The organism is Lamprobacter modestohalophilus (assembly GCF_016583905.1).
Taxonomy (GTDB): Bacteria; Pseudomonadota; Gammaproteobacteria; order Chromatiales; family Chromatiaceae; genus Lamprobacter; species Lamprobacter modestohalophilus.
Map to the genome: position 1 here is coordinate 1 of NZ_NRRY01000127.1, position 2,537 is coordinate 2,537.

General features: G+C 60.9%; 3 protein-coding genes. All 3 read right to left on the reverse strand.

Annotated features, from left to right (window positions below; all coding sequences use genetic code 11):
• Positions 1–982 (reverse strand): hypothetical protein (locus CKO42_RS26160; protein WP_274608976.1); only part of this gene is annotated, 982 nt, incomplete at its 3' end.
• Positions 983–1,131: 149 nt separating this feature from the next.
• The gene (locus tag CKO42_RS26165; protein ID WP_200252251.1) at positions 1,132–1,401 is read right to left on the reverse strand and encodes a hypothetical protein; all 270 of its coding nucleotides are present in this window, start codon (positions 1,399–1,401) and stop codon (positions 1,132–1,134) included.
• Positions 1,398–2,387: a hypothetical protein gene (locus tag CKO42_RS26170; protein WP_200252254.1), complete on the reverse strand. Its 990-nt coding sequence runs from the start codon at positions 2,385–2,387 to the stop codon at positions 1,398–1,400. The genes CKO42_RS26165 and CKO42_RS26170 overlap by 4 nt, the downstream gene beginning before the upstream one ends.
• Between the last annotated feature and the right edge of the window lie 150 nt (positions 2,388–2,537).

Below are 2,537 nucleotides of genomic sequence, written 5' to 3' on the forward strand. Positions count from 1 at the left end.
CCCGATCACCGTCGTTGCCATCAGGATTCCAGTGACCGCTACGCACCTGCTCGATCAACTCAGCACTGACCCGGTAGCCCTCGATGGACAGGGAGTGGTAGGCGTCGGTGGGATAGATATCCTCAACCTCCGCCAGATAATCCTGTGGTTGCTTCGGCCGTCCAGGGGCCGCCGGAAAACACGTCGCAATGGGCTCTCGCATGGACTCCCACATGAGACGCATGCGATTGACTTGGGGGGAGATGTCACGCCTAGTCAGCAAGGTTGTCGCCGTTGTATCAAACGGATCTTCTAGGCGAATGGTGTAACCAGCCGCTTGCATGGTTGTGACGATCTCTTCAGCCATGCTGCGACGACCGATATTTCGCAGTGCACCAGCGAGGCGACCGGCGATGGTGCTATGCCCCCCTTCAAGCAGCGGGCGAAGCAGATCCGAGGCCTCTTGAACCATGGCAAGCGCCGCCCGTGCCTCGGTCGCAAACTGGCGGAAAAAACCGGGTGCACTGAACACTAAGGCTGCACAGGGTGAGTACAGCCTGAGACCGTCCAGTTCGACGGTCTCCTCTGGTTTAGGCATGGCGGCACGGACATCAAGCACGGATGACCCGTGAAGCAATGTGATGACCTTGTTGCCCCCTTTGGGGGTTCGAACCAGGAGTTGGCCGGGTACCGTTCGGTTTCCGGTATGCAGCAGGAGGGACTGTTCTGCTGAAAGCGACCAAGCGTCACCGAAGCGCTCGCGAAGATAAACAGCACAAAAACCCCAGAAGCTGGCATACCAGATCGTGCTTTCTCCACCAGGCTCACCGGGGTGGGCCGGTATGTACCAGCCTTTCATGACCATTCTCAGGAATCCGCCTTTGAGCAAGCGCTCGCGATGAACGCGTGACAGATCCACCGACCGGATCGCGACACCGCCTTCCTTCTGCAGGGTCTTGAGAACCTCAAGTGACTCGGCAAGTTTTTTGGAGGGGGCGGCCATCGATCTGCCTCGTTGCTCGAAGCCCAGGCTTCTGGATGATTAGGATAACGTGCTGCGTTTTTATTCGTTTATTATGTTGTCCTATCGTTAGGTTTTCATGTTGATTCAACCTTCGGTTTTCGCACGAAAGTTGGTGTCATTGGGTGAGCTCAGGCGAAGCGCAGATAGATCGCCTCATCCGCAAGCATTGAAACCCAGGCACAGGCCTCGGACAGGGCGTCCGGCTCGGCGGCATCGACCACCAATGCCAGCCAGTCACACCGTGCCAGGACATCAGCAGGAAGCGGATGCGCGCGAGAGGCGGCTGAGGCGATGTGATAACCAGCGACGGGTTCCTCCAAGTCCGGCGCGTCGACGAGAGCGCTGATCACGCCCGCCCTGCGCGGCCCAAAGCCCAGGCACAGCGGAAGCACGCTCATGAGCGAGACTCCAGTCCAGATGCCGGTGCCTCAGCCCGTGCAATCATCGGGGCAATCACCGGCGCATCCCGCCAAGCGAGGAACTGGCGCAGGTTGTCGCAGGCCGCGATGAGCCGCTCGCAGTCCTCAGCCGCGCAGCCGATGGTCCCGTCGCGGTACCAGACCGCCGGTGCGGCAATCGCGTCATCGAGCATCCAGCGCGCCTGCTGGCCATCGCCGACGAAGGTCCAATCGATCGGTTGTGGCGTCGTCTCAACGCGGCGGTACTGACCATTGGGCTGGCGTTGCAGGCCGAACAGGCGCTCGATCTCCGGTTTCAGTGAGACGCTGAGGTAACTGGCCGCCTGGCGAACCGCCTCCTGGAGAACGCCATAGTCTGGATCATCGGCGTCGGGTTGGATGGCGCCATCCAGGGTCAGGGCGCCGGTCTTGAACAGCGTCATGCGCACCGGCGGCAGGCTGATGTGCAGGTCATCCAGGTTGTTCCCGAGCGCATCCTGCTCGCCCTGCGCATCCGCGAGGAGGTCACGATCCTCCGGCTCGAAGAGGATCTCGACCTGGTCCTCAGTGACGCTCAAGCTGACGCGCGGATCATCTAGGGTTGGCGCTGGCTGCACCGGTTGCAGGGCGCCGGCGATGACGCGATAACCGAGTTGGCCTGCGACCCACGCAAACTTGTCATTCAGCGGTACCGCGAGCTGGGCCATCAGTTCCTGAAAGTCGGCCCGCAGTGCCTCTGGATCGCCGATCAGACCGGCATCGCGCAGCTGCTTGTCCTTGGTGAGACGCAGGATCAGCACCAGGCGCTCGTGCGCGTCGAAGATGAGGAGTCGGCGCTCGCTGCCGCCGAGCCGATATCCGTTCGTGCCGATGGGCTCCTTGGAGACGACGGGGCGTCCTCCTTTGGTCAAGAGGAGGTCTTCCTGGGCCTGATCGAATAGGTAGAGAGTGTGATCAGTGGAGAACGCCGAGAAGCTGTTGATCAACCCTGCGGATGCGAGGGCGCCTTTGAAAAAGGACCGGGGCCTTCTGATGAGAGGGCCTAGAAGTACAAAGATCAGCGCCAAACGGCGATCCGGCTCAGGTTGAGGACAGGTACTGATCGTGGGAGACGCTGACATCGTTCTGACCGCTTC